16 protein-coding genes are annotated in these 25596 nt (G+C 46.7%); all 16 read right to left on the bottom strand.

Annotation, left to right across the window (positions count from 1 at the left end; translation table 11 throughout):
* Positions 1-54 precede the first annotated feature (54 nt).
* The 16 genes from IPP66_17325 to IPP66_17250 all read right to left on the bottom strand — a co-directional run bounded on the left by IPP66_17325 (position 55) and on the right by IPP66_17250 (position 25593).
* Positions 55-111: a hypothetical protein gene (locus IPP66_17325; GenBank protein ID MBK9927035.1), complete on the bottom strand. Its 57-nt coding sequence runs from the start codon at positions 109-111 to the stop codon at positions 55-57.
* 149 nt (positions 112-260) lie between these two features.
* On the bottom strand, positions 261-788 hold the full coding sequence (locus IPP66_17320) for a HEAT repeat domain-containing protein (protein MBK9927034.1): 528 nt from the start codon (positions 786-788) through the stop codon (positions 261-263).
* Between the two features lie 557 nt (positions 789-1345).
* Positions 1346-2290, bottom strand: coding sequence for a DMT family transporter (locus tag IPP66_17315; GenBank protein MBK9927033.1), 945 nt, complete (start codon positions 2288-2290; stop codon positions 1346-1348).
* A gap of 81 nt (positions 2291-2371) precedes the next feature.
* On the bottom strand, positions 2372-4048 hold the full coding sequence (locus IPP66_17310) for a pyridoxal-phosphate dependent enzyme (protein MBK9927032.1): 1677 nt from the start codon (positions 4046-4048) through the stop codon (positions 2372-2374).
* Between the two features lie 36 nt (positions 4049-4084).
* Entirely contained in the window at positions 4085-7849 is a 3765-nt protein-coding gene (locus IPP66_17305; protein MBK9927031.1) for a GAF domain-containing protein, read from the bottom strand.
* The gene (locus tag IPP66_17300) at positions 7815-8582 is read right to left on the bottom strand and encodes a ParA family protein (protein ID MBK9927030.1); all 768 of its coding nucleotides are present in this window, start codon (positions 8580-8582) and stop codon (positions 7815-7817) included. Before IPP66_17300 ends, IPP66_17305 begins: the two co-directional genes overlap by 35 nt.
* Before the next feature lie 26 nt (positions 8583-8608).
* Positions 8609-10123 carry a GAF domain-containing protein gene (locus tag IPP66_17295; protein MBK9927029.1) on the bottom strand — a complete coding sequence of 505 codons (1515 nt, stop codon included), beginning with the start codon at positions 10121-10123 and terminating at the stop codon, positions 8609-8611.
* Between the two features lie 2 nt (positions 10124-10125).
* Positions 10126-12948 (bottom strand): GAF domain-containing protein, encoded by a 2823-nt coding sequence (locus IPP66_17290; GenBank protein MBK9927028.1) that lies wholly within the window; start codon positions 12946-12948, stop codon positions 10126-10128.
* Positions 12949-12962: 14 nt separating this feature from the next.
* On the bottom strand, positions 12963-14708 hold the full coding sequence (locus IPP66_17285) for a GAF domain-containing protein (protein ID MBK9927027.1): 1746 nt from the start codon (positions 14706-14708) through the stop codon (positions 12963-12965).
* 11 nt (positions 14709-14719) lie between these two features.
* Positions 14720-16369 carry a GAF domain-containing protein gene (locus IPP66_17280; protein ID MBK9927026.1) on the bottom strand — a complete coding sequence of 550 codons (1650 nt, stop codon included), beginning with the start codon at positions 16367-16369 and terminating at the stop codon, positions 14720-14722.
* A gap of 40 nt (positions 16370-16409) precedes the next feature.
* Positions 16410-18623: a GAF domain-containing protein gene (locus IPP66_17275; protein ID MBK9927025.1), complete on the bottom strand. Its 2214-nt coding sequence runs from the start codon at positions 18621-18623 to the stop codon at positions 16410-16412.
* A gap of 59 nt (positions 18624-18682) precedes the next feature.
* Positions 18683-20437 carry a GAF domain-containing protein gene (locus tag IPP66_17270; GenBank protein MBK9927024.1) on the bottom strand — a complete coding sequence of 585 codons (1755 nt, stop codon included), beginning with the start codon at positions 20435-20437 and terminating at the stop codon, positions 18683-18685.
* 3 nt (positions 20438-20440) lie between these two features.
* The gene (locus IPP66_17265) at positions 20441-22168 is read right to left on the bottom strand and encodes a GAF domain-containing protein (GenBank protein ID MBK9927023.1); all 1728 of its coding nucleotides are present in this window, start codon (positions 22166-22168) and stop codon (positions 20441-20443) included.
* Positions 22169-22177: 9 nt separating this feature from the next.
* Positions 22178-23884, bottom strand: a complete 1707-nt coding sequence (locus IPP66_17260; GenBank protein MBK9927022.1) for a GAF domain-containing protein — start codon at positions 23882-23884, stop codon at positions 22178-22180.
* Between the two features lie 3 nt (positions 23885-23887).
* The gene (locus IPP66_17255; protein ID MBK9927021.1) at positions 23888-24541 is read right to left on the bottom strand and encodes a hypothetical protein; all 654 of its coding nucleotides are present in this window, start codon (positions 24539-24541) and stop codon (positions 23888-23890) included.
* A gap of 8 nt (positions 24542-24549) precedes the next feature.
* The gene (locus tag IPP66_17250; protein MBK9927020.1) at positions 24550-25593 is read right to left on the bottom strand and encodes a hypothetical protein; all 1044 of its coding nucleotides are present in this window, start codon (positions 25591-25593) and stop codon (positions 24550-24552) included.
* Between the last annotated feature and the right edge of the window lie 3 nt (positions 25594-25596).

Genomic DNA, 25596 nt, shown 5'->3' with positions numbered 1-25596 from the left:
ATTGCGGTGGTAGAGACCCTCGCCGACAACTAAAAAATTGGCATTATGCATCAGTCATTGACCGTCGCCGACGTAGTACCTGTGCGCTTCGTCAACGGTGAGATTATATATCTCCCATCAACAGGCTCAGGGTGGCCTCTGTCATGCAAATCCCGATTCAATAATAAAAAATCAAAAGACTCACAATCGTAAGCCTTTTGATTAACAGTCGAAGCCGACTCGGTGCGTTCAGAGACCGACTAAACTTCGTCCACGACATACTAAGAACCGTTCTCTTTTATCCATTGTAGAGAGGCAGTCGCAACACTACCAGCACTATAACCATCGTCATCATATTCATAGTCGTGCATACTTACATATTCCAGGGCCGAAATCACCTCAGGAGTTGTTTTGCAATATCTCAACCCCTCTGCAGCCTCCGCTCGTACTTCAACTCGTGGATCCTCACGCAAGGATTTGATTACCCTGTTTATGACCTCGATGTTCTCAAGAAATTTTTCGCTTCTTATTATATAAAACATAGCGATGCGGCGAACTTCAGAGTTGGAGTCGTTGAGCATAGGCAGGACGATTTCCAAATTTTTTTCATTATCAGTCAACATTAAACTTTTAATCCCTTGTTCTCTTTTGACAGAGTCAACATCTTCAAGCAGGCGCTTGGCTAACTCAACCACAACGTTTTGATCTGCCCGTCTCAGTCTCAAGACGGTTTCATATCGATTTCCTACTAGGTTTTGCAGGTCATCGAGAATATCCATAATTGTTTTTTCTGCTTCCGATAATGTCACAAGATAATCCTCCTTCCGTCATTTCTTCCAGAATGTCAGCGGCGAAGGGGGCAGTTGTCCGCGGGAGGCCGAGACTGCTAATGTGCGCTTGGATTTTACTACTGTGTGGTCACTTTCAGAGAGCATCGTGAGCATACGAGGGACGGGATATTTGTACGAGCAAGGGAAGTAAAAGTCAACGGGCTTCCCCATCAAGGTCAGTCTAGTTTCTGTATGTTACTTTTTTGTCTGGTATTTAATTCTTTTAGGAGACTGTTGGTTTTTCTCCTCACAAAATATTGGAAGTTTAACAATAATATTGAAATGATCAAAACGTTAATTGCTGAATATGCTGCACTAAACAATTGCCCGTTTTTAATTATTAAATATACAAAGATAGAAATACTTACATGAAGAACGCATAAATAGAAATACTTCTTTCCGTCTTTTTGTTTAGGTAATAATAAAACGTATTGTCTAAATTCAGCGGCAACTCCCAAGACAAATAATATTATGCCTGATACGGCAAATGTGTAACAGACTATATTTCCAATATATATTATTGTCATATTTTTTGCTCAGTGTTTATAAAAATCTGCAGGGAAATCGGGAGGTTGGAGCCAGCTTAGCAGTCCCTTTGTGTGAAGCGGATGGGTTGGAGGTTTTTCGAACCAGACGAGTAACAGACTGATGCCCAGGCCTGCTGTGCCGGCCCATTGATAATTGGTCAGCGTTTCGCGGAGGATAAGATGGCTGAACAGGATGGCGACGAGTAATTCACCGAGGCCAAGGATGGCGGTCTGCATGCCGCCGATGTTCTTTATTCCGAGGAACAATGTCAATCTTGAGAAAAAGGTCACTGCGGTTAGGCCAATGACGGGAAGCCAGGATGCGTTCGATGGAGGGAGTGTCCGATCAAAAATTAAATAGGCGGGGATCACTATTGCACTCATGGCGAGCAATGTGTATACGGTAACTGTTGGCGCAGGGACGTCAAACAATACACGTTGATTAACAGGCAAGTGCAAAGCATAAAGCAGGGCGGATATCAACATAAACGCCACACCCAAAAGGTCTATATTACCTGCTTCCACTTTGGTGAGTAAGAAGGCTGAGAACCCTGCGACGACGATCCTGATAATGGTTAACTTCGAGGGAGGTTGACCATCCAATTGCAGCCAGAAGGCTACGAAAAATGGATACAGCGCGTAGAGCATTTGAGCAATACTGGCATTTAGTTTGCTAAGACCCACGTAGTAGAAAATAGAGCCTGTCCCATTGAGTACCCCCGCCATGATACATCCCAGTAAACCAGCAGGATAGATATACAGGAATTGCCTTTTGAAAACCGCCATGATGAGAACAAGGAGAAGCGCTGCCAAACCGGTACGTAAAGCTACTACCGCATAGGGGGAGAAGTTTCCCGGTACCATTGCGGCTTTACCAAATACAGGCGCAAGGCCTAAAAATAAAGCAGAGAGCAGTGCGGCTCTAATTCCTTGGCTTCGTTTTTTTGTTGTCACCTTTTTATCCGGCTTTCAAATGCAGCGACGGGCAGACCTTCCGCCCGTCGCTGATAAGAACATTGCCTGTAGTTACACCCTTTATTTTATCAGCGAACGGACTTCTTCCAAAAATTCGTCATTCAGGAAATCGCCCTTCAACATCAACGATTGGATCTGTCCTTGTAAGCGACTCTTCTCGTCCACGGTCAATTCTTTGGCCGTGGCTACAATGACCGGAATGGTGGCAGTCTCCGGGTTACTTCGGAGGATATCCATCACCCCAAAGCCATCCAATTCTGGCATCATCAGGTCAAGGATCACGAGGTCGGGTAATTCACGGGTCACCAGTTCAATGGCTTCGCGTCCGTTCGTTGCTTCGAATATTTCAAAATCACCTTGTGATTGGAGAATACGTCGGATGAGACGACGTGCCTCGGCGGTGTCATCAACTACCGCTACGCGAGAGAAGCGGTTCGGTGTCACATTGTTGAGGGCTGAGAGTAAACCTTCTTGTGGAGTCTCTGTCTCTGTTGGTTTGAGGCGCAGGTCCACATCGCGCGTCCAGCCTTCGCCGAAGAGATATTGTTCTGCTGGAAGTGTATGACCTGTGCAGTTAACAATGACCGTATCGTTCGGTTTGATAATACCAGCGCGCACCAACTTGAAGAGCCCTGCAAATGCCACACCGGCGGCCGGTTCTGCAGAGATCCCTTCCATTTTGGCAAGTACATGCATGGCTCGGAACGCATCTTCATCCGATACACTTTCGAACACACCGCCAGTTTCGTTGACCTGTTTGCGTAACATGGTGTAAGTACGGCCAGGGTCACCGGTTGCCAATGTTTCAATGCGGGTCTTGGGTGAAAGAACAGGCTCAGCTTTTTCAAGCCCCTTCTTCCAGCTTTCCACCATGGGCGCACAGCCTTCCACTTGAATCGGCACAATAGCAGGAATGCGGTCTATCATTCCAAGTGCCTTCAACTCACGGAAGCCTTTGTAGACGCCGAGCGGCCCCATGCCGCCACTAATCGCTTGCACGTACCAATCTGGTGTCTGCCATTTGGGTTTCTCTTCGGTTGAACCAGTTGGTGCACCGTTTTGGAATGTCAATTGCTCAGCGATCTCATACGCGATGGTCTTCATGGCCTCCACCGCTGTGACCGTGCGTGCGCCCATATCCTGATACAAACCGCGTTGACGTGCGAACTCTGCCGCCATAAGCTTTGCTTGATCGTAGGACCCAGTGATCTTAATCACCTGACTCCCGTACAAAGCGATCTCGCGCATCTTTACCCCGGGAACAAGGCTGGTGACGAAAGCCCAAAGCTTGATTCCCGCCCGAGCCGCATATGCCGAAAGCGAGATGGCTACATTCCCTGTGGATGCGGCGACCATTTCGGTCACACCACCTTCTTTGAGTGCGGCAATCGTAAGAGCGGCCTGCCTATCCTTGAATGAGGAGGTGGGTCCCTGACGCTCATCTTTGATGTAAAGATTGGTGAGACCGAGCATCATGCCAAGGTTTGCGGCTTTGATGAGAGGGGTACCACCTTCGCCAAGCCTTAAGCTTGGGTTGGGGTTGTGAATCGGGAGAAGCTCCTTGTAGCGCCACAAACCGAACTCCCGGTTCTTGAGTTGTGATGGAAAAGTCTTGCTGACCTCTTCCATATCATATTCAGCTTCACGCCACTGACTATTGCACTTGGGGCAGTGCATTGAGTTGGGCATGAAAGAAGCGGCATGGCCGCAATCGAGACAACGAATTACGAATGACATTCTATTTTCATTTCCATGATGTAAGGTGTTTTTGGCTCAGTCGCCGATACGTCTAAGTGCGCTCTCGATACTTGAGATCAGGTCATTCTCTTTGAGCGAACCTTTGGCGATCAGCCTTTGCCCATAATCGGCAAGTTGCTTTTGTTGTTCATTGGTCAGGCCGCCGCCACTTACCACTAAAACTGGGATGTCGCGCAGTGTTGGGTCCTCGCGCAGTTTTTCCAATATGGTGAATCCATCCATTTCGGGCATGAAGATATCCAGGATGATCGCATCGGGCGCGTGGGTATTGATAAGTTCCCAGCCTTTGCGTCCACCTTCGGCAAGTGTGGTCTTATATTTTCCATCCTGATTTAGAAGTTTCTCGATCAGGCGTAGATCGTTCGGGTCATCATCGATGACCAGCACTTCGTGAATATCTCCATGTTTATTGATACGGTCCAAAGCGTGGACAATTTCTTCCTCAAGGATCGGTTTGACGAGATAATCAGCCGCACCGAGGTTGAAACCTTTATCCGTTTGTTCAACAATGGAACAGATGATGATGGGAACATCACGTGTTTCTGGATCAGACTTGAGTTCGGTCAGCACGGTCCAGCCATCTATGTTCGGCATCATGATGTCAAGGGTAACAGCAAACGGCTTGAGTTCCTTAATGCGTTCCTTTGCTTTTGCCGGTTGTGTAAGTGGCACTACATAATATCCCTGTGGGTTGAGATAGCGTTCGTATAAACTGATCACTTGCGGGTCATCGTCGATGGCAAGGACAACTTTCTTGTCCTGCGGAATCTCTTCTGCGGGTTGTTTGAAGAGTGGAACGGTGAACCAGAATGTAGAGCCTTTGCCTTCTTCACTGTGAACACCGATGCGGCCGCCATGTAACTGTACGAGGTTGGCGCAGATCGAAAGTCCAAGGCCTGAACCGCCGGATTTACGAGTGGCCGAACCGTCCACTTGTGAGAAGGCCTTGAAGAGTTTTTCCTGCCCTTCCTGTGAAATGCCTGGGCCCGTATCTATTACGTTGATGAGAGCTTCCAACTTTCCATTGGGGCCCTTTTGCACTTCGGTTTGGATCGTGATCGAACCCTCATCGGTGAACTTGGATGCGTTCGAGATCAGGTTGATCATAACCTGGCGAACGCGCATCGTATCGCCGCGGATGGTTGGCATATCCGGCGGAACCTTTTCCAACAACTGAACCGGCTTCTCCTTGACAAGACCCTTCGCAGTGGAAAACACGCTGTGGATCATTTCGGAGAGATGTACTTCCTCGAAGTTGAGTTCCATCTTGCCAGCTTCGATGCGGGCCAGGTCGAGGATGTCGTTGATGAGGCCGAGCAGGTGTTGACCTGAATTGTAGATGGCTGTCAGATCCTGTCCCTGCATTTCGGTGACAGGGCCATCGATGCCTTTTAAGATAACGCGCGAGAAACCGATGATGGAGTTCAAAGGGGTTCGCAGTTCATGACTCATGTTCGCAAGGAACTGACTCTTGAGTTGATCCACTTCCTTGAGTGTTTTGATGAGTTCCTGTGATTCATCGTAGAGCTTAGCGTTGTTGATTGCAACAGCAACCTGATCTGCCAATGATTGCAACACTGCGATGTCATCTGCGGTAAAGGCTTGTGCGGTTTTCGACTGAATATCGATCACGCCGAGGATCTTTCCACCGACTTTCAATGGGATGGCGATCTCTGATTGCGTATCTAACAATAACGGGTTGGGCTGATGCATTTGTTCATCGTACACGTTGTTGACGATGACAGTCTCGCCTGTATCTGTTGCTTTGCCGATAACACTTTGTGTCCCGACAGATACCCGGTATTTCTGGATCTTCATTGTCTCGCCAGCGCCGCCAGTTCCTTCACGAAGGATGGCATGGAAACCATCTTCATCGATTTCATAGATCGAAGCGAAGTAAAAACCAAATCGGTCATTAATCAGGTTGACGGTCCGTGTGAAGATCGTGTTTAGGTCGAGTGTGGAGGTAACGAGACGACCGATCTCAGCCGAAGCCGCAAGGTACGTGTTACGTCTTTCCAGCGTCTCTCTGGCTTGTAGACGTTCTAATGCAGCCATTGCTTGACCGCTCAAGATCGAAAGGATCTCCTGGTGACGGTCTGTAATGCGTACAGCCTGGTCGTAGACTTGTATTGCCATCACGCCGCGAACAACGCCTTCGCTTTTTAGCGGAACGCCAAGCCAATCCACGCTGGGAGTGCCATCGGCAATGATCTCACCTGAGGCCTCAAGGTCGGAATAAATTTCTGGCGTAGTCCGCAGGGCTTTGCCTGATCGAATAACATAACCGGTTAACCCTCTACCGAGTTTGCGCGGAGCCCAATCATCATCATGTTCATCAGCATGATATGGGAAATGAATCATGTTGGTTGTTTGATTGTAGAGCGCAATGTAGAAGTTTTTGGCAGGCAGAATGGTCTGAATTGAATCGTAAACCGTTTTGAAAAGCTCGTTGTCTGTTTTTGATGTAAGAGCACTTTCAGAGATGTGCGTAATGGCGGCCTGTGTCAGTTCGTTGATCTTGCGTTCGGTGATATCCTGCGAAGACCCAACGATCTTGATCGGGTTGCCTTGTGCGTCACGTTCAGCTTTATATGTGGAACTTACCCAGATGATACGACCGTCTACAGTTCGATACCGGGTTTCCACACTGATATCCTTTTCGCCTTCCTTGGCATTAAGGGTATCGTTGATTGCTTGGGTTAAGAGGTGGCGATCTTCAGGAACAACGAACTTTCCGAGAATATAGTCAACAGGAACCTGGTAACCGCCTTCTTTCTCCGGTGTTGTCCCTACGAGGTCGAGTAATTCGTTCGTTACTGTAATGATCTGGGTATTTTGATCAAATTCAAAGTAACCGATGCGTGCAATATGTAAGGCTTCTGAGAGCTGGCTTTGACTGCTGGTGACATCTTCGAAAAGACGTGCATTTTCGATGGCGATGGCGGTTTGTTGGGCAAGGCTTGAGAGGAAGTCAAATTCATTTTGGTTGAAATCAGTGCCTTCCCCTTCACGCCAAATAGCGAGCACACCCGTCAGGCGATCTTGTAACAGCACTGGGGCTACCATCAGGTGTTCATAGGGTGTATTTTCTGCTGTGCCCTGAACAGTTATTGCACGTTTGTCGTAATTTACGTTATTGACAATCTCGCCAGTTTTTGTTTTGGCAACTGCGCCAATGACGCCTGTCCCGACCTGAAGAGGATCTTTCAACACCTCTTCGGCTTCCAACCCCACCACAGCAATGGGGGTGAGCATTTTAGATTCTGCGTCTGGAATGTACACTGCAACGGTTAGGCCGTTGAGAAGTTTAATAGCATACTCTGCGATTCTTTCGAGAACAGTTTTCAGATCAAGAGTAGCAGAAATTTCGCGCCCTACTTCAGCGAGCGCGGTCATTTCTTGGGCGCGGCGTTGTGTTTCTTGAAACAGGCGTGCATTTTCAAGGGCGAGCGAAAGCTGATCGGTAACCTGCTGTACTAGTAGCTGATCTTCCTCGCTCCATTCCCGTTCTTGTGTTTCGTCCAATACTTGCAGGGTAGCCCAATTTTCCGGGCCAGTCTTAAACGCCAGTGCCAACGCTTTATCTACTTGCATGGTTTGCACAGGTTCCAAAGCACGTGCACGTCTAACAGTAGGCAGGGCTTCTGTTGAAGATTTTACGTTTTCAACAGGCGCGTTTTTAGAGACGCCTTCTGGTTGCGCGGCGTTTGGTTCTTCGTACTCAATACCTTTAAATAGCTTTTTAAGCCGCTTGGCGACTGGCTTCTTCTTTGGCATATTCAATTAACTCCTGGGCAAGAACACGGTATTGTTGTGAGCCGCGACTTCCTGGCTTGTAGTGAGTGATCGGCACTCCGGCAATTGGGCTTTCTCTTAATTTGGTATCAATTTCAATAACGGTCGTAAACACACCCTGTCCAAATGTGGTTTGTAGTTGTTCGAAGATGTTGCGGTGTGTGCGGTTACGGCGATCAAGCAGGGTGACAAGAATGCGATAGGCAAGGCCAGGATTTACTTCCTGCCTGATACGGCGAATGGTGCCCATCATGTTTCTTAATGCGTAGGCTGAGAAATATTCCGCTTGCGTAGGGATGATAAGTAGATCGGCCGCTGAAAGTGCGTTAAGGGTGATCGCGCCGAGTGCGGGAGGGCAATCGAGGAGGATATAGTCGTAGGGGAGCTTCTCAGCCGCAAGGGCCTCGCGAAGCGTCATGAGGTAATGCGTCCGCATAGGCAAAAATTGTTCAGCGTCCTCGATCTTGAAACTGGACGGGATAAGATCAAGGTTTTTGATATCCGATTTTTGAATGCCCGTTTTAATCGCGGCATTTTCGATCAAAACGCTCGCGGAAGTAACACTTACCTCCTCGGTCTCAAGCCCGAGGGCAAGTGAAAGATTTGCCTGTGGGTCAAGGTCGATTAACAGCACGCGATAGTTCAGCTCGGCCAACGCCGCACCTAGCGAAAGCGTGGATGTTGTTTTAGCTACGCCGCCTTTTTCGTTTGACATTGCGATTACATAAGCCATCTCACACCTTATTCCTTTTCTTCTATGCCGTCTGTTGTCTTTTGTGGAATGACTTCCACCCGGCTGGCACCCAATGCATTGCGGAGCTCATTGACGGCCGTTTCGATCATGGCTTGCGGGTTGTTGTGACTTCTGATCTTGCTCGTGATATCAGAGACGAGACGTTCACGTTCAGCACGCTGGTTCGTTTCTTCGAATAGACGTGCGTTTTCTGCAGAGAGGGCTACGCGTTCTGCCACTGCTTTGATGATATCCTGTTCATCGGAATTCCACTCTTTTCCAGTGGATGACTGGACGAGGAGATTACCGATTATCTCACCACGCAGTTCGATCGGGACGACAAAGGGGCCTGCTTCAGCGCCTTTGGCTTTTGTCTTGCCTTTATCTGATTCTGCCAATTTAACAAATTCTTTGAGTGGTGTTGAACCCATGGCGTTGTAACGATATCCCAGAAGCTTTTGTTTCTGAGGAAGACGTTTCCATGCATCGCGGGTGGATTGGCGGCTGATCGTCTGCAATTCTTCCAGTGTGGTGTTTTCTTCTTCAAAGAGGCGGGCATTTTCAATGGCAAGGCTTACTTGGCTTGCGAGCAAGCTCAGAGTTTGCACATCTTCGCTTGAGAAAGCGCCTGTTTCTGTGCTTTGTACGTCAAGTGCGCCAATGATCTTGTTTCCGCTTCGAAGTGGCAATGCCATTTCTGAGTGAGTGTCAGGTAGGTCTTTGTTTGTAAAGAAAACCGCATCCTTACCAACATCAAGCGCGATGCGAGGCTCTCCAGTGGATGTGACACTACCAACGATGCCCTGTTCGCCAACTTTAAGACGATGCTGGCGTTCAAGCATTTTCTTTCCACCGACACTGTTGGCGGCGGTAAGTACTGCATATTCGTTGGGCTCATCAAGAAGGAAGATCCCCACATGATAGAAGTTGTATTTCTCACTTACAACAGATGTAATATGGGGCAGTAATTCCTGTAGATCATGCACAGACGATATGGATTGTGAGACTTGGGCTAGAGCCTCGAATTGTGAAGCACGTCGCTTAATGTTTTCGTTCGCGCTTTCCAATTCTTTCGTTCGGTTTTCCAAGTCAGTTGTGCGTTCTGCAACGCGCTGTTCAAGGCTGTTAATAAGTCCTTGAATTTCACTAGCCATGGTATTGAATGTTTTTGCAAGGTCTGTAATTTCGTCGTGAGTGTCAAGTTCAATGCGTTCTGAAAGCTCTCCAGCGGCGAGTGCTTTTGCACCTGCTGAAAGTTTCAGAATCGAATCTGTTATCACTTTTCCTGCTACCAGCCCAAAGGCAATACCAAGGCCGACAGCAAAAAAGAATACATACGTCGATTGCGTGACGAATTTTGCTCGAACATCATCCGTCAATACATTTTGCATATTTGTGTAAATACCACGTGCGGTAAGGAACGAAACAAGGGCCGACAATCCCAAGAAGCCAATGAGCAACTTGGTTTGCAAACTGATAAAACGGCCAGTTGTTTCTGTAGGAGCTTTTTTCTCAGTTTCCATAGTTATTGTTTTTCCTGTTCGGTTTGGAATTGGATCACCACTTCTGAGCCCGGAAGAGCACGTCCCAATTCTTCGACAGCTGTTTGCAACACGTTGCGCATGTTGATGGATGCGCCGATCTTTGCAGAAACTTCACCGATCTTGGCTTCTTTGGCGGCGCGGCGTTGAGATTCTTGCAAGAGACGAATATTATCTAGTGCGAGCGCAAGACGATCTGATACAGCTTGCACCAGGTTGATTTCCTCTTTGTTCCACTTGCGATTCTTCGTAGGTGCTTTGATGTTGAGCACGCCGATGGTTATGCCTTGCAATTTGACTGGGACAGCAATGGAAGACTGAGTTTTGTCTTCTGTCCCTTCGATGACAACGACTTGTCCATTTTCAAGGGCCGTGCGGATTTCATCCGTTTCTATGGGTTGCACTACGTAACCACCACCGGTCGCTGTTTTTTGGTAACCGATCTTTTCCTCTTGATGAGTAAACGCACTCCATTCCTTGCTGAGTATTTGTGAATACAGCGCCTCGGCTTCCTCACGGGCTTGTTGCGTCTGACTGAATAAGCGGGCGTTTTCAATGGCGATGGCGATTTGATCTGCGAGGATGCCTAAGGTATTGGCATCGGTTTCGGTGAACGCACCAGGTTTTACACTTTGTACATCTAATGCGCCGATGGTTGTGCCACGAGCATTGAGTGGAAGCACCATTTCAGAGTGCGTGCCAGGGAGGTCGGGATTGTTGAAGAATGAAGTATCAGACCCAACGTCCAGAGCGATGCGAGGTTTCCCTGTTTGTGCAACAGTTCCCACTAATCCCGTTCCTATTTCAAGGCGGTGACCACGTGCCAGCATCCTTTGCCCACCTTCGCTGTTTGCCGCTTGCAGGTAGGCATAACGACGCGCATCATCCACAAAGAAGATGCCAACGTGATAGAAGTCAAAGCGTTCGCTCACAAGACGCGTGATGAGCGTGAGAAGGACATCAAGCCGTTGTTCTGTGGAAATGGTGCGGGAGATTTCGTTGATGGCCTGAAGTTCTTGTGCGCGACGTTCACTGAGTAGACGAGCCGTATCGAGATCTGCAGTACGTTCTGCTACGCGTCTTTCCAAACCTCCAAGCGTATCTTGCAATTGACTGGTCATACGATTGAACGCGTTCGCAAGCGTACCAAGCTCATCGTTAATTTCGTATTGTGCACGTGCAGAGATATTCCCTGATGCGATATCTTCTGCAACTTTTGAAAGATTAGCAATCGGTGACGTAATTGTACGGGCAACGAGGAACACTATGATCAATAGAAGCATGCCTGTTATGATCGCTACCGCAACTGTGATCTGTTGTTGCTGGTTGATGGTTGCCAGAGCAACAGATTGAGGTTGGACATAAGCCAGTTTTAGCTGTGTTGTTGATGATTTTGTCACGCCTACTTCAACAGAAGTACCCCAAGCTTTGTCAGTACTGCTGAAATACGGGACATTCGTTGAAAGCGCCTGTAATTTTCCTGAAAAATCTGGCATATCAAGCGATATGTTTTTACCGCCTATGTCTCTTAATATTCTGTTCTCTTTTTGGAGGGTAGCAATGGTATCGGCTGTGGGTTTTTCGATGGTGTGTGACACCCAGTCAGGGTTTGTTCCATGTGCAAGGATAAGGTTGTATTCGTCCAGCAAAATCCCGTAGGAACCTTCTCCGGCGAGATTGTTGTTACTGGCAATGATCTCATTCAGGATGATGGAACGAAAACGTCCATTTAAAACACCCAGAAATTTACCATTCGAATCAACGACAGGAACACCGATATTGAATTGTTGATCAGTGGATTGAGGGGCATAACTTACAGGAGAAACATATGCTTTACCTGTATTTCTCGGAATGGCAAAGTAATCTCGATCTGCTTCAGCAAAACCAACATTGAAGGGATCGGTATCTGCGACTACATAGCCATTGCGATACGATAGAAGAGTAAATGAGATAATATGGTCTGGGTCACGCTGGATGAGTGAATTTAGATGGGACGATATTTCCTCTCTATTGTTCCTTTGCTCGCCGTATGATAATTGTAGGAACCCCACAATTTCCGGAGTCTGTGCCTCTGCTGTAATTGTATTTATGTTGTACGTGATGTAGGTGTCTATCTCTTCCATAGACTGTTCTGATGCAGAAACAAGCGCGTTATGGGTTTGGCGGGTTAAAGTTTGACTGATTGAAAATGTCGTAAATATTGCAATTGAGAGAATGGAAATCAAGCCTACGCCAAGTGAAAGGATCAAAAGCTTGGTACGAATAGTGTAGGAATTGAATTGAATAATTGTGGTTGATGTCAGGATTAATGCAAGGACAAGCGTAATGATGTTTGCAGATAGTACATTCCTTGCAAGGATTGGTACGCGGAAACCTGTCCAGAAGGTGTCGATGATGATAATGGTGATAGTTCCTGCAATACCTATCCAAAGTGCATTGGACGAATCGCGCCCCTTAAGCGCATTTACAGGGATATATAACGAGATTGCGATAAAGATGGCTGCAGACGCGAAGCCGTATCCTGCGGCTTGAGTAACACTAAATCCTAAGATTAGAAATGCACCAAGTTGGATGAACCATGCGGCTAGTTTTACCCTGCCAGTGAGTATCAATATTGAGCTTGTAAATGCTAAAAGGGATAAGGCGAACGGCACTAAGTTTGCAACCCTATATTGAAGGTTAGGCGCATTTAGAAGGGTCTCTATTAGAATGCTCGAAAAAATGGCAAATCCGATGCCAAACAATAAAGCAATCCAGAATGCGAGCCTTTCAGATGAAGATAGTGCTTGGTAGCGGTTTCTAAACATAGACCATTTCTCTTTTAGCTTTCCAGATTGGTAGAGGTATCAATCACTGGCTGAATTTGAACGAGCACATCAGAACCTCCCAGAACACGGCTGAGCTCTTCTGCGGCGGTCCGAAGGAGGGTATCAAACTGTGATGTGGCGCCAAGCTTCCCGGATATTTCAGATGTAATGCGTTCCAGTTCGGCACGTTTTTGTGTAGATTTGAGCAGTAGTGATGTTTCAATCGCAAGCGAAAGACGTTCTGCTACGGCCTCTACAATATCCACTTCATCTACGTCCCATTCGTGTTCGTTTTGTGTGCGAATATCCATGATGCCAATCACTTCATCGCGTAGGCGTATGGGGACAGCAAGCGTAGCGTTCTTCCCGCCTTCAGAGATTGTTTGCTTGCTTTCGATCGCTTTTATAACATGGACAGATGATAATGGCTTGGTATAGGCCTGCAACTCCTCACCAGAAGCGCGATACCCAAGGAGCGTTCTTTCTGATTCCAGGATTTTCCATGCATCTTGTAAATAGATGCTGGAAACCCTTTGGGCATCTTGTAAAAGCTGTTGGGCTCTTTCAAAAGATTGTGCGTTTTGAATAGCGATCGAAACCTGATTCGCAAGCGTTGATAGCACTTCGACATCTGCCTGTTGGAAGGCGTTCGGCTCTGTACTTTGTACATCAAGCACACCTATTACTTCATCTGCTATGTGAAGGGGTAGGGCCATTTCAGAGCGCGTGTTGGGGAGATCTGGATTATCGAAGAAAACAGCATCAGATCCAACGTCGAGGGCGATGCGTGGTGTTCCTGTAGCAGAGACGAAACCCACGATACCGGCTTGTCCAACCTGAAGTTTATGTTTGCGTTGGACCATCCGTTTACCGCCTTCGCTGTTTGATGCACGCAAAACAGCATTAGTTCGGCTGTCATCCAAAAGGAAGATGCCGGTATGATAAAAACCAAATTGTCCACTGATAACTGATGCCAGATGGGGGAGAAGTTCTTCAATCTGCTCATTTGTGGCAGTGAGACGTGCTACCTGTGCAACAGCCTCGAATTGGCGCGCGCGTTTTTCGTTGTAATTATTAGCGCGTTCAAGCTCCACAGTTCGTTCAGTAACTCGCTGCTCAAGGGAATCTCTCAAATGATTAAGCTGATTATTTCTTTCGCGAAGTTCACGTTCGCTTTCTTGAATCATTTTTATATTAGCTTGATAGTTGACAGACGAGATTGCTAGAATGCCTGCACTTGCAACAACGGTGAAAATAAAGGTTAATAACAGGGTTTGTGATGTGTTGACCGCTTGCGTTTCTAGCACAATGCCTGTTAATTGCAATCCATAAATGCTGGATGCGATGACCAACAAGAGAATCCCGTATCCAATAGCACCTCTTAGCGGGAAAAAGAGATGTGCTGCGGCCAGAAGGAATAAAAGTACAATGATCGTGGGACGCCCAAGACCACCTGATGTGATTATCGAATAATAAATGCTAGCTGTATTGACAGATAAAATAATGATTTTTACTGCAGTCCGTTTTTCACGCTTTACTAAAAGGATTGCAAAAAACCAGATTATGGTGGACACAGTTGTTGATATCAGACCAAAAGTTTTGGTTTGTTCCACCTCACTAAAGGCAATGAGCGGAATTGATAATATACCAAGAACAAGTAATGCCATACTTGCGAGGTGTGTGGTTTTGGCGTCTAATGTTTTTTCTGGGTCGCCTTCGTATACAGGGGCTGTAAAGAAAACTCTGATTGCATTTAACATGGTCGTATCCTTTATTCAGTGCTTTCCCTGTTGAACTGTATTGCAATTTCCGTGCCAGGCAATGTACGGCTTAGTTCCCTTGCAGCTGTTTTCAAAAGCTCATCAACCTCGCTTTGTGCGCTGATCTTGGATGTGATTTCTCCAATAGTGCGCTCCTTTGCTGCACGTTTCTGGCTTTCTGCCAACAGACGGGCACCTTCAAGAGCGAGGGCGGCGCGTTCTGCGGCGGCGGTCAACATGGCTATCTCGTCTTCAGACCATTCTCGATCATTATCTAAAGCTTCGAGTTTTAGTGCACCAATGTTCTGCCCACGCACATTGACAGGTATCGAAACTGGGTTTTCCAATTGTAGAGTCCGTTTGAGTGGCTCGCTTCGAATCCCATCGTACACATATCCCTTCAAAGCTTGTGCTTTCAACATTTCTTTCCAGGTTTCGCCGGTCAATTGGCGGTATGCTTTCTCTGCGTTCTGAAGCGCTACGGCGTTTTCTTCATATAATTGTGTGTTTTGAATGATGATGCTTACCTGGCTTGCCAGAATTGACAGTGTTTCAATATCCTCTGTTGTGAAAGCCTGAGATTCTATGCTTTGAACGTCCAAAACACCGATGACCTCTTTTCCTTGTAAAAGAGGCAGGGCCACTTCCGATTTCGTTTCTGGCAAATCTGGATTGTTGAAATGAACAGCATCGGCCCCCGTATCTAATGCAATACGAGGCCTGCCTGTCGCAGCTACAAAACCTACCAGACCGGTTTCACCAACTTCCAATCGGTGACCGCGCTCCAACATTCGTTTGCCGCCTTCACTATTTGCAGATTTTAGGATTGCATATTTCTTTGATTCATCCAAAAGAAAAATACCTGCATGATAAAAACCGAATTGTTTGCTGATTACAAATGTCAACTGAAGTAGGGCTTCATTAAGACTTTCGCCAGCAGATGATACAGATGCCACTTGCGCAATCGCTTCAAACTGGCGTGCGCGTTTTTCATTCCTTTGATTGGCTGTTTCAAGGTCAACAGTGCGTTCTTCCACCCGTTTTTCAAGATTAGACGCCAGCGTTCTCACTTCCGCCTCTTTTTGTTGTGCATTCTTGAGAGATTGTCTCAAACTGCGGGTGGTAAGCCAGATAACGAAACCTGTTGGTACAAGCACCACAATTTGACCGAAAAGTAAACTAAAGGTACTTGTATTTTGAAGCCTGTCGCTTGTCACGAAACCATAGTTTTCTGCGACGGCGAAGCCGATTAATACAACGACGAGAAGTGATGTAAAGTGCATTGCTCCCCGCTCACCTACAATGAGGGCGGCAACACATAGGAGAAAAGCGAAGGCGGTTAAAAATGGAGAGCGTAAGCCTCCCTGTCCAAGGAAGTAGATTGACGATTCTATTAAGCTGTCTACCAAAATGATCGTGGCCGCAATTCCAATATATCCTCTTTTATTAAGAATAAAGGCGATAACTGCGAGCAAGAGCGGACGTATGTTTTCTATCGACGTTGCCCTTGTTAAGAAATCATTAGTGGTTGGGGCCAAAATGATGATAAGGCGGAGCACGATTAGGAAAAGTATGATGGCATTAAGCCAACTTGCCCGGCGCGTAGCCTCTTCATCTTCGAGGATAGGGGGAGCAAAGAATTTTCTGATTCTATTTAACATATATCTTTAACCTCAGTATATTTCTCTTCAACCTGAGTGTTCATTTCAACTTGCTCCGTTTTCGATCATCATCCTGTGTACCAAGCTCAAAAACCACACGAGCACCGCGAAGCTTTTGCCCGATCTCGTTTACTGTTGCGCGAAGAATGGCTTCGGTTTCGGTAAAAGCACCGATCTTCGCTGACATTTCACCAATGGCTTGCTCTCTTGCCGCACGCTGCTGGGCTTCATTGAGCAATCGAGAGTTTTCCATTGCGATGGCCGCGCGCTCGATGATCGCTGTAACAATATCCATCTCGTCCTGTTCCCATTGACGATTGTCTGTGGCCTGAATATCTACTGAACCGATGACCTCACCACGTAATTTAATAGGAAGAGATAAAAAGCCGCCTCTTGGCTTGACTGTTGCCTGCTTTGTCGTTTTAAGTAGCTGATCTTTGCCTTTGGTTTCTTCATCACTGTAAAGAATGGTTGCCTTTGTACCGGCGTGACGCACACCCAACAGGTTTTGCTTCTTTGTGAATTGGCGCCAACCAGTTTGGACAAATTGACGTGAAAGTGCATCAGATTCAGCCAACGCCCTTCGCGTTTCCTCATTTTGCCTTGCATTTTGGAACGCAATACTAACCTGATCGGCAAGGATCGAAAGGATATTTACATCCTCACGTGAGAAGGCATTTGACTCAACACTTTGTACATCAAGTACACCGATCACATCTTCCCCTGCACGTAGGGGAAGCGTGATTTCTGAACGTGTATTGGGTAGATCAGGGTTGTTGAAGAAGACGGCATCTACTCCTGTATCAAGAGCCACACGCGGCTTGCCGGTGCTGGATACGAAGCCGACCATTCCTTTTTCTCCAACTTTAAGTCTATGTCCGCGTTGCAACATAACCTGACCACCTTCACTGTTCGACGCGTTGAGTACTGCGTACTCCTTTGCGCTATCTAGTAGGAAGATACCAACATGGTAGAAACCAAACTCGCGGCTGATCGCGTTCGTAATTTGTGTTCCAAGAATATCAAGCTCAAACGATGAACTGATCGTACGGGTAACGCGTGCGATAGCCTCAAATTGCTTGGCACGCCGTTCGTTTTGTTGATTGGCTTTTTGCAGATCTTCTGTACGTTCTGTAACTCGTTGTTCGAGGTTGCTGATCGAATCGCTCAACTGGGTCGTCATGTTGTTGAAAGAATCTGTCAGTTGTATGATCTCTTTTGCACCAGCAACTTTGGCTTGAACATTGAAGTTGCCATTGGCCACGGCCGTAGCTGCGCTGGAAAGTTCGATCAATGGCTTTGCAGTTCGTTGTGCACTGAGATACCCTACCAATGCCGCAAGTAAGGCAATAAGCACTGCGAGCGCAAATGACTGCCATGCGAGGGATACTATGTTTTGGTAAGCTTCTTTCTGTGGTAATTCAACAACAACCGCCCATTGGGGCGCTCCTAGTGGCACAAATGTGCCTAAAACGGTTTCACCACTTAGCCCTGTATATGTGTTTACATCGTCTGTTAAATCGAGAGGGGCAGAAGGGTCTTGTACAAACTCGCTAACTTCAAAAATATTGCTGACATTTTCACCTTCGAGTACTCGCCCTCTATCCTTGTAGGCGATTAGGTTTCCTTGATTGTCCACAATATATACATATCCAGTTTCGCCAACCTTGATGGTATCGACTAGATCCCAAAGAAATCTTAAACTGACCTCGGTTGACAAAACACCTTGGTAATCACCAAAGACGGTCTTGTATGGGAGAGCCAGTGCGATTAGAGGTTCAGCCGTCGTTTCATCAAAATACACTGGGCTGACAAAGAATTTTTCTCCCATTGATAACGCAGAATACACAGATCCAGTAAGTTGAGACGCAAATTGTTGAGAGATCGTTTGAGATGTACGCGAGACATATGCTTGGAGATTGGCGCCGCTACTTGTCATGCTGATCTGCCTGAAGGAAGGATCAAGGCCTAACATACCGTTCAACGCAGTGATACGCTCGTCATAAGATGCTGTTGCCAGATTGGAAAAGCTCGCGGCCGTCTCCATGGATGCGAACTTTCCCTGGATGAAATCACTCACTCTTTTCTCTGTGTCCTGAGCGATCAACGCCTGTTTGGCCAGGATTTCCGTCTGCTGAGTTCGGATAGTTAATGCGATCTGTAGACTGTTCGAAATCAAAAGGGCCACCGCGCTCAAGCTGAAAAAGCTGATCGCTAATGTGGTTGTCAGACTTCGTGTGTTTTTTATTTTCATGGTTTCAGTCTTCATAATATTGTCGCTTTATCCGTTGCCTGTAAGGAAAATTTCTATTCCTATTTTTCTTTATTTTGGAACTGGATCAATATTTCGGAACCGCTCAGCACTTTTTCCAGTTCCTCGGCTGTGTTTTTCAAGATATTTTCGAGATCAAGAGCACCACTAATACGTGATGTTGCCTGCGAGATCAATTGCTCTTTTGCGGCGCGCCGACGTGCATCCTGGAACAATCGAGCGTTTTCCATGGCAAAGGCGGCGCGTTCTGCAACTGCCTCCACGAGGCTGATCTCATCTTGTTGCCATTCTTTTGACGAATTATTCGACTCGATGTGTAGCACGCCGATAACTTCTCCGCGTAATTTGACCGGGACTGCCATTGACATTCGCTTCTCTTTCGACCCGTTGGGCTGATTCGCTACAACAGTCCCATTTTCCACTGCTGACAGTATTTCAGGAGTGCGCAGTGCATTTTCCAGCATTTCGATGCGTCCTGCCTGATATCGGAAACCAGGTTGCTCAGCCAGTGTTACGGCACGGCCCCATTCGGTCCGTGTGAACTCGTTATACACTTCCTGAACTTGCAAAAGCGCCGCACGTGTTTCACTTAATAATCGGGTGTTCTCGAATGCAATGGATACCTGATTGGCCAGGGTTGTAAGTACTTGCAGATCTTCGCTAGTAAACGCACCTATTTCCGTGCTTTGTACATCCAATATACCGATAACATCGCCACGTGATTTCAACGGCAGGGCGGCTTCGGAATGGGTGTTTGGTAGGTCGGGGTTGTTGAAGAAAACAGCATCAGTCCCAACGTCCAGAGCGATGCGGGGTTGACCTGTTTGTGCAGAGTAGCCTACCACACCAGTTCCGAGTTTCAGTTTGTGCCCACGGTTCAACATCCGTTTTCCGCCCTCACTGTTGGCGGCTTGTAGAACAGCAAACTCTTTCGCTTCGTCAATGAGGAATACGCCCACGTGATAAAAACCAAATCGCTCACTAATGAGTTCTGTAGTGGCTGGGAATAGTTCGTTCAGATCCTGCACCTGCGCGATGGTCTCTGAAAGTTGGGTGATCGTTTGCAGTTGTTTGGCGCGTTGGCTGGTTTGGATGTTCGCCTTTTCAAGTTCTGCCGTGCGTTCGTTCACGCGTTGTTCGAGGTTGATAGCCAGATTTTCAAATTCGCGATTGGCATCTTGTAATTGATGGAATCTGATACCTTCAATGCTTTTCCGAAAATTTGTGAGGAGAATTAATACAACACCAATAACGGTGATCATCGCCGCTTCCACGGCCAACTCACTCGGGACTGGCGCACCAAAGTATTTTGTAGCAACAAGGGCGCCAACATTTAGGCCCGTTAGTAGGAATACTGCCCACCCAGATAAAAATGTACTGGCAACGATCAAGCTGATGGGGACATAGATAAAAATTAGCACCCCGGAATTTGCTTGAGCCCCTTCGGATATCATGGAAATATATGCAATAGAACCGTACGTGACCGAAAAAATAAATATGGCGACACGATACCATTTGCTCCGTGCTAATGCGTAGACAAGTAGGGTTGGGAAGAGTGAAAGACCAATTCCGCCTGAAAATGCCTCCACTATATTTCGATGTGCCATTGTAAAGCGGGCGATGCCACCCAAAAATGCAAAGAAAGCGATCGTAAATAGGAAAGAAGCAGCCAAACGAGCAGAACGTTGCTCGCCAATATCTGTAATGGCGGAGGTTGGTGCTGTTAGCCAATCCCACAGTCGTTGCCAGGTGGGTTTTTGGACGGGCTTGGAATTTGGAGTTTGATTCGTCACCATGCGTTACTCCGTCTTTCTTCCCAATGAAGGTTTGTTTTCATCATTATTGTCCATGGTCATAGGCGAAGATGGGTTCACCAATTGGAAAGTGACTGTCGAATCCTTCAGGTTTTGTCCAAGTTCCTCTACTGTATCGCGAAGAATGGTATCCAGTTGAAAGGATGTGCTGAGTTTTGAGCCTATTTCAGAGAGGAATGATTCGCGAGTAGCACGTTTTTGTGCATCATCAAGCAAGCGTGCCGAGTCAAAGGCAAGAGCAACACGATCAGCAGTGGATTCAACAATGGCGATTTCGTCATCTGTTAATTTGCGTGATGAGTCAGATGTCTTTAATTTCAAACGCCCGATGGTTTGTCCGCGTAGTTGGACAGGTATTATCGTTGAATCACTCTCTGAGGAGGAGCTCACTGATCCCTTCAAGGGTTCGGGTCGAAGGCCATCATAGCGATACCCTTTTGTTCTTACTTTTTCTGCATACTCTTTCCACGCGATTCCTGTTAATTGACTGGTGGCGAACTCTGCTTCCTGAAGTGCGCGTCGTGCCTGATCCAATGAAAATGCATTTTGGATCGCAACCGAAACCTGGTTGGTTAAAATGGAGAGGACTTCCACATCTTCTTTAGTGAATGCATTTGTTTCCTTCGACTGAATGTCTAAAGCTCCCACTATTTCATTACCAAATTTAATTGGCAGGGTAACTTCGGAATGGGTCTCAGGCAAGTCTGGATTGTTGAAGAAAGCCGCATCTTCACCTACGTCCAATGCAATACGAGGAATTCCGCTATAGGTAACATAACCGACGATACCTTGTGCACCGACGCGCAAGCGGTGACCTCGCGTAAGCATATTTTTCCCGCCATCACTGTTCGCTGCGCGTAATACAGCAAACTGTTTTCCTTCATCCAGAAGAAATATGCCTACATGATAATAGCCAAATTTCCGACTAATGGTATGTACTATGGACACGAGGAGGTCTTCGATGTTGTTAATGGTGGCGATCTTATTGGAAATTTCAGCAACCGCATTGACGCGTTCATTTCTATGAACAAGTTCCTGGTTCGCAGTTAATAAATCTCTTTGGTTTTTCTCCAGCATGCTTTGTGACACGAGGAGTTCTCGGTTGCTGATTTCCAGCTCGTTTTTTCCTCGTTTGGCGCTTTTTATGGCACTATCCCAACCATTGAACAACAGGAAAATAAAAATTGCATACACAACGAGAATGGAAGTCATATCGTTTCTGGCTGTGTTTGCAGATACGGAATAGTAGGCGGTTGGACTCAAATTGTGGGTTTCTGCGTATGCCAGGCCAAAACCAGTAAGGATGGTAACAGCTGTGAGGATCGATGCGGCACGCCAGCCCAGTAAAAGCCCTGCGGCTAGAATGATGATAAAGTTGGCAATGTAGGCAGAGTCTCTGACGCCAAAGCCAAGAAATGCGTATAAGTTTGATATGGTCCACATCAACGAAACCAGCAATATATTTGCCTGATTTACATATCCGTTTTTGAGTAATACCCAAGCCACGAAAAGTAAGACGAAAAGTGTGAATAACGCAGCGTCCAATATATTGAAAGTGAAATCGCCCTGTACCATTTTCCCGGAGATTTCAGTAGCAAGGACAAGGCCCATAAAGAGCAGGATAATCCAGTTGCCATAAAGGGCGGCACGGGTTTTATCATCATTATCAGGAAAAACGGGTGGAGAGAAGGTTTTTTTGATCTGTTCGAACATAATATAAACCTACGATTTATCCTGTTCTGTATCAAGTTCAAGTGTTACTTCTGCGGCGTTACCGATCTTGCGTCCAAGTTCTTCTACGGCGGCTTGCATGATGGCATCAAGGTCACTGACTGCGCCGATCCTTGTTGAGATTTCGCTGATGGTACGCTCACGCGACGCACGTCGCTCGGATGTTTCAACGAGGCGGGCATTTTCGAGAGCTAGGGCGGCACGTTCTGATGCGGCTTCCAATAGAAGCATGTCGTCCTGTGTCCACTGACGACCATCAACCTTTGGTTTTACTTCGAGAACACCAATTATTTGACCTCGTAACCGGATGGGAATGGTGAGATCCTTGGCATCTTTTTCCAGTACTAATTGACCTGTTTGTGGCAGTGATTTAATCTTTTTATATCTATCTTTTGCATCAAGCGAAATGGTTCTGTTTCCATCAAACAGATACCCAGTGCTTTTTGCCTGTGTAGCAAAACTACTCCACTCGCGCCTGACGTAACGGACAAAGGCCTCTTCCGATTCTTTGAGGGCCTCACGTGATTCGCTGAATAGGCGAGTGTTCTCGATGGCTATTGCAATTTGGTCAGCGAGAGTAGAGATAATAACGATATCCTGCTCGGAGAATGCATTTGTGTGGGTGCTTTGCACATCTAATGCGCCGATTACGTCAGCACCGATACGGAGTGGAAGGGCCATTTCGGAGTGGGTGTCTGGGAGGTCCGGGTTGTTGAAGAAAACAGCATCAACTCCAACATCCAGAGCGATGCGAGGTTCTCCACGAGATGTTGCATAGCCTACGATACTATTTGCATCCAATTTAAGTTGGTGCTGGCGTCTCAGCATGCGTTGACCACCTTCACTGTTTGAAGCGCGGAGAACAGCATTTTTTTTGTCTTGATCGAGAAGAAAAATACCGACATGATAGAAGTCGAATTGTTCGCTGACAAGTCTTGCGATTTCAGGTAACAGATTGTCAAGGGTTTGCACTGATGCAATGGCTCTTGCTACACTGGCAACTGTCTGTAGCTGACGGGTCTGTTTTTCGAGAGCGCTTGTCCTGCTCACTAGTTCTGCTGTTCGTTCATCCACTCGTTTTTCCAGGTTGGATGCCAGTGCTCTAACTTCCAACTCTTTTTGTCGTGCATTTTTAAGAGATTGCATCAGGCTACGGGTGGTGAGCCATATGATGAATCCAGTCGAAATAAAGATGAGTGCTTGACCAAATAACAGGTTCTGAATTCGTGTGTTTTCAAGCCTTGTACTTGTGATGAGATCGTTGTTGTCTGCAATGGCAAAGCCAACCAATGTCATAAGGATTAATACTGTAAATCCCAGGGCGCCTCTTTCGCCGATGATGAGAGCTGCAACACTTAGCAAAAAGGCCAGTGCAGTTAAGAACGGTGAACGTAACCCACCTTGTCCGGAGAAATATATAGCTATGCCAAACAGGTTATCTATCAAGATGATGAAGGCAGCCGTTTGGACGTAACCGCGTTTATTTAATATGAGCGCGACGATTGCAAATAACAATGGGTGAATGTTATCAAATGATGTTGCTCTGGATACAAAGCTACCTGATGTTGGCGCTACAATAACAATGACGCGAATAACGATCAAGAACCAGGCAATGATATTCAGCCAGTTGGCTCGGCGTGAGATTTCTTCATCTTCAAAGGTTGGCGGGGAGAAGAATTTTTTTGTTGCGTTTAACATGTCTTACTCCTCAGTGCCCGTGATCATTTGAATGCTGACTTCGCTCTGCCCTAACTTTTTGCCGATCTCTTCCACTGTTGTGCGGAGGATGGTGTCGAAATCACTCGTAGCACTAATATTGGATGTAACCTGCGCAATGGCCTGTTCACGATCTGCGCGTAAGCGTGCCTCCTCAAAGAGACGTGCACTCTCCAATGAACTTGCGAGACGTTCCACCGCTTGTTTGATCGTTTCGATTGCGCTTGTGCTATGCCCTTCCTTAAGCTTGACAGTCACAACGCCAATGGGTTGTCCGCGTAATTTGATAGGAATGGCGGTTTCGCCTTTAACGGCATGTCCTTTACCTGCAATGATCTGGCCAGATGTTAAGGCTTCTATCCCAGTTTCTGTAACTTCTGTGATCGGTTGAATACGGGTATTGTCGAAGCGATAGCCGAAATTACTGATCAAGCCGCTTTGGGCAAGAGACTTCCAACTATCACTTGTAGTACGGCCATAGGCTTTTTCGAGCTCTTTAAAATTGTCTTCTACTTGTTGAAGCAAACGAGTACGTTCAATCGCGGTTGCTAGTTGATCTGCCAATACTTGCATAATGGCAAGATCATCTTCGTTGAACGCTTGTGATTGATCACTTTGTACATCGAGAACGCCAATGATCTCTCCCTCTACTTTGAGGGGAGGGCCATTTCTGAACGGGTATTTGGAAGAAGAGGATTATTAAAGTGTACGGCATCAAGACCGGTATCTAGAGTAACACGAGGCTCACCAGATGATGCAACACGTCCTACAATGCCGACCTCACCCACGCGTAATTTGTGCCCGTTGGCAATCATTTGTTTACCAGCTTCTGTTGGTGACGCTACCAGAATGGCAAACTCTTTGCTATTATCAAGTAGGAAGATACCGGTGTGGTAAAAACCAAAACTTTCGATGACGAGGCGTGCAATCGCTGGGAGAAGCTCGTCCATGTTCTTTAAAGATGCGACAGAGCTTGCGACCGTTGAAATGGCCTCGAACTGATTGGCGCGTTTTTCGAGCTGTATGGTGCGCTCAGATACGCGTTGCTCAAGCGCGCCTCTTAATTGATCGAGCTCGATATTTCTTTCGTAAAGTTCATTTTCTCTCTCTAGAACTGCCTTGATGTTTGCTTGGTAGTTCGACGATGAGATGGCGAGGATGGTTGCACTTGCAATGAGGGTAAATGCGAAGGTTAAAAATATACCCTGTACAATATTTGTTGACTGAGTTTCTTGTACAACACCAATGATATGTAGACCATATAAAAGTGATGTAAGTGCCAGGATGATTGCTCCGTATACAATTGCACCTTTGGATGGGAAGAAGAGATGCGCTGCCGCCAGGAGAAAGAGCATGGCAAATATTGTAGGCTGTGCAAGACCACCTGATGTGAAAATTGAAAAATAAATACTAGCTGTGTTGACAGTCAGGATAATGATCTTTGCAACCGTCCGTTTTTCAAGTTTTACTAAAAGAATTGTGAATAGCCAGATTGCAATAGAGAGAGAACTCGATATAACGCCATATTCTCGGTTTTGCTGTGATGTGCCTACTAGAATAAGTGGGAAGGATAAGATGGCAAGGCCAAGCAATGCCACACTTACGCGATGCGTAATTTTTGCGTCCAGCGTTTTTTCTGGGTCGCCATTATATACGGGGGCTGTAAAGAATTTTCTGATTGCGCTTAGCATGAT

The organism is Candidatus Defluviilinea proxima, from assembly GCA_016721115.1.
Classification (GTDB): domain Bacteria; phylum Chloroflexota; class Anaerolineae; order Anaerolineales; family Villigracilaceae; genus Defluviilinea; species Defluviilinea proxima.
The sequence above is the reverse complement of the archived record's forward strand: the minus strand, read 5'-3'. Positions and strand labels throughout refer to the sequence as shown.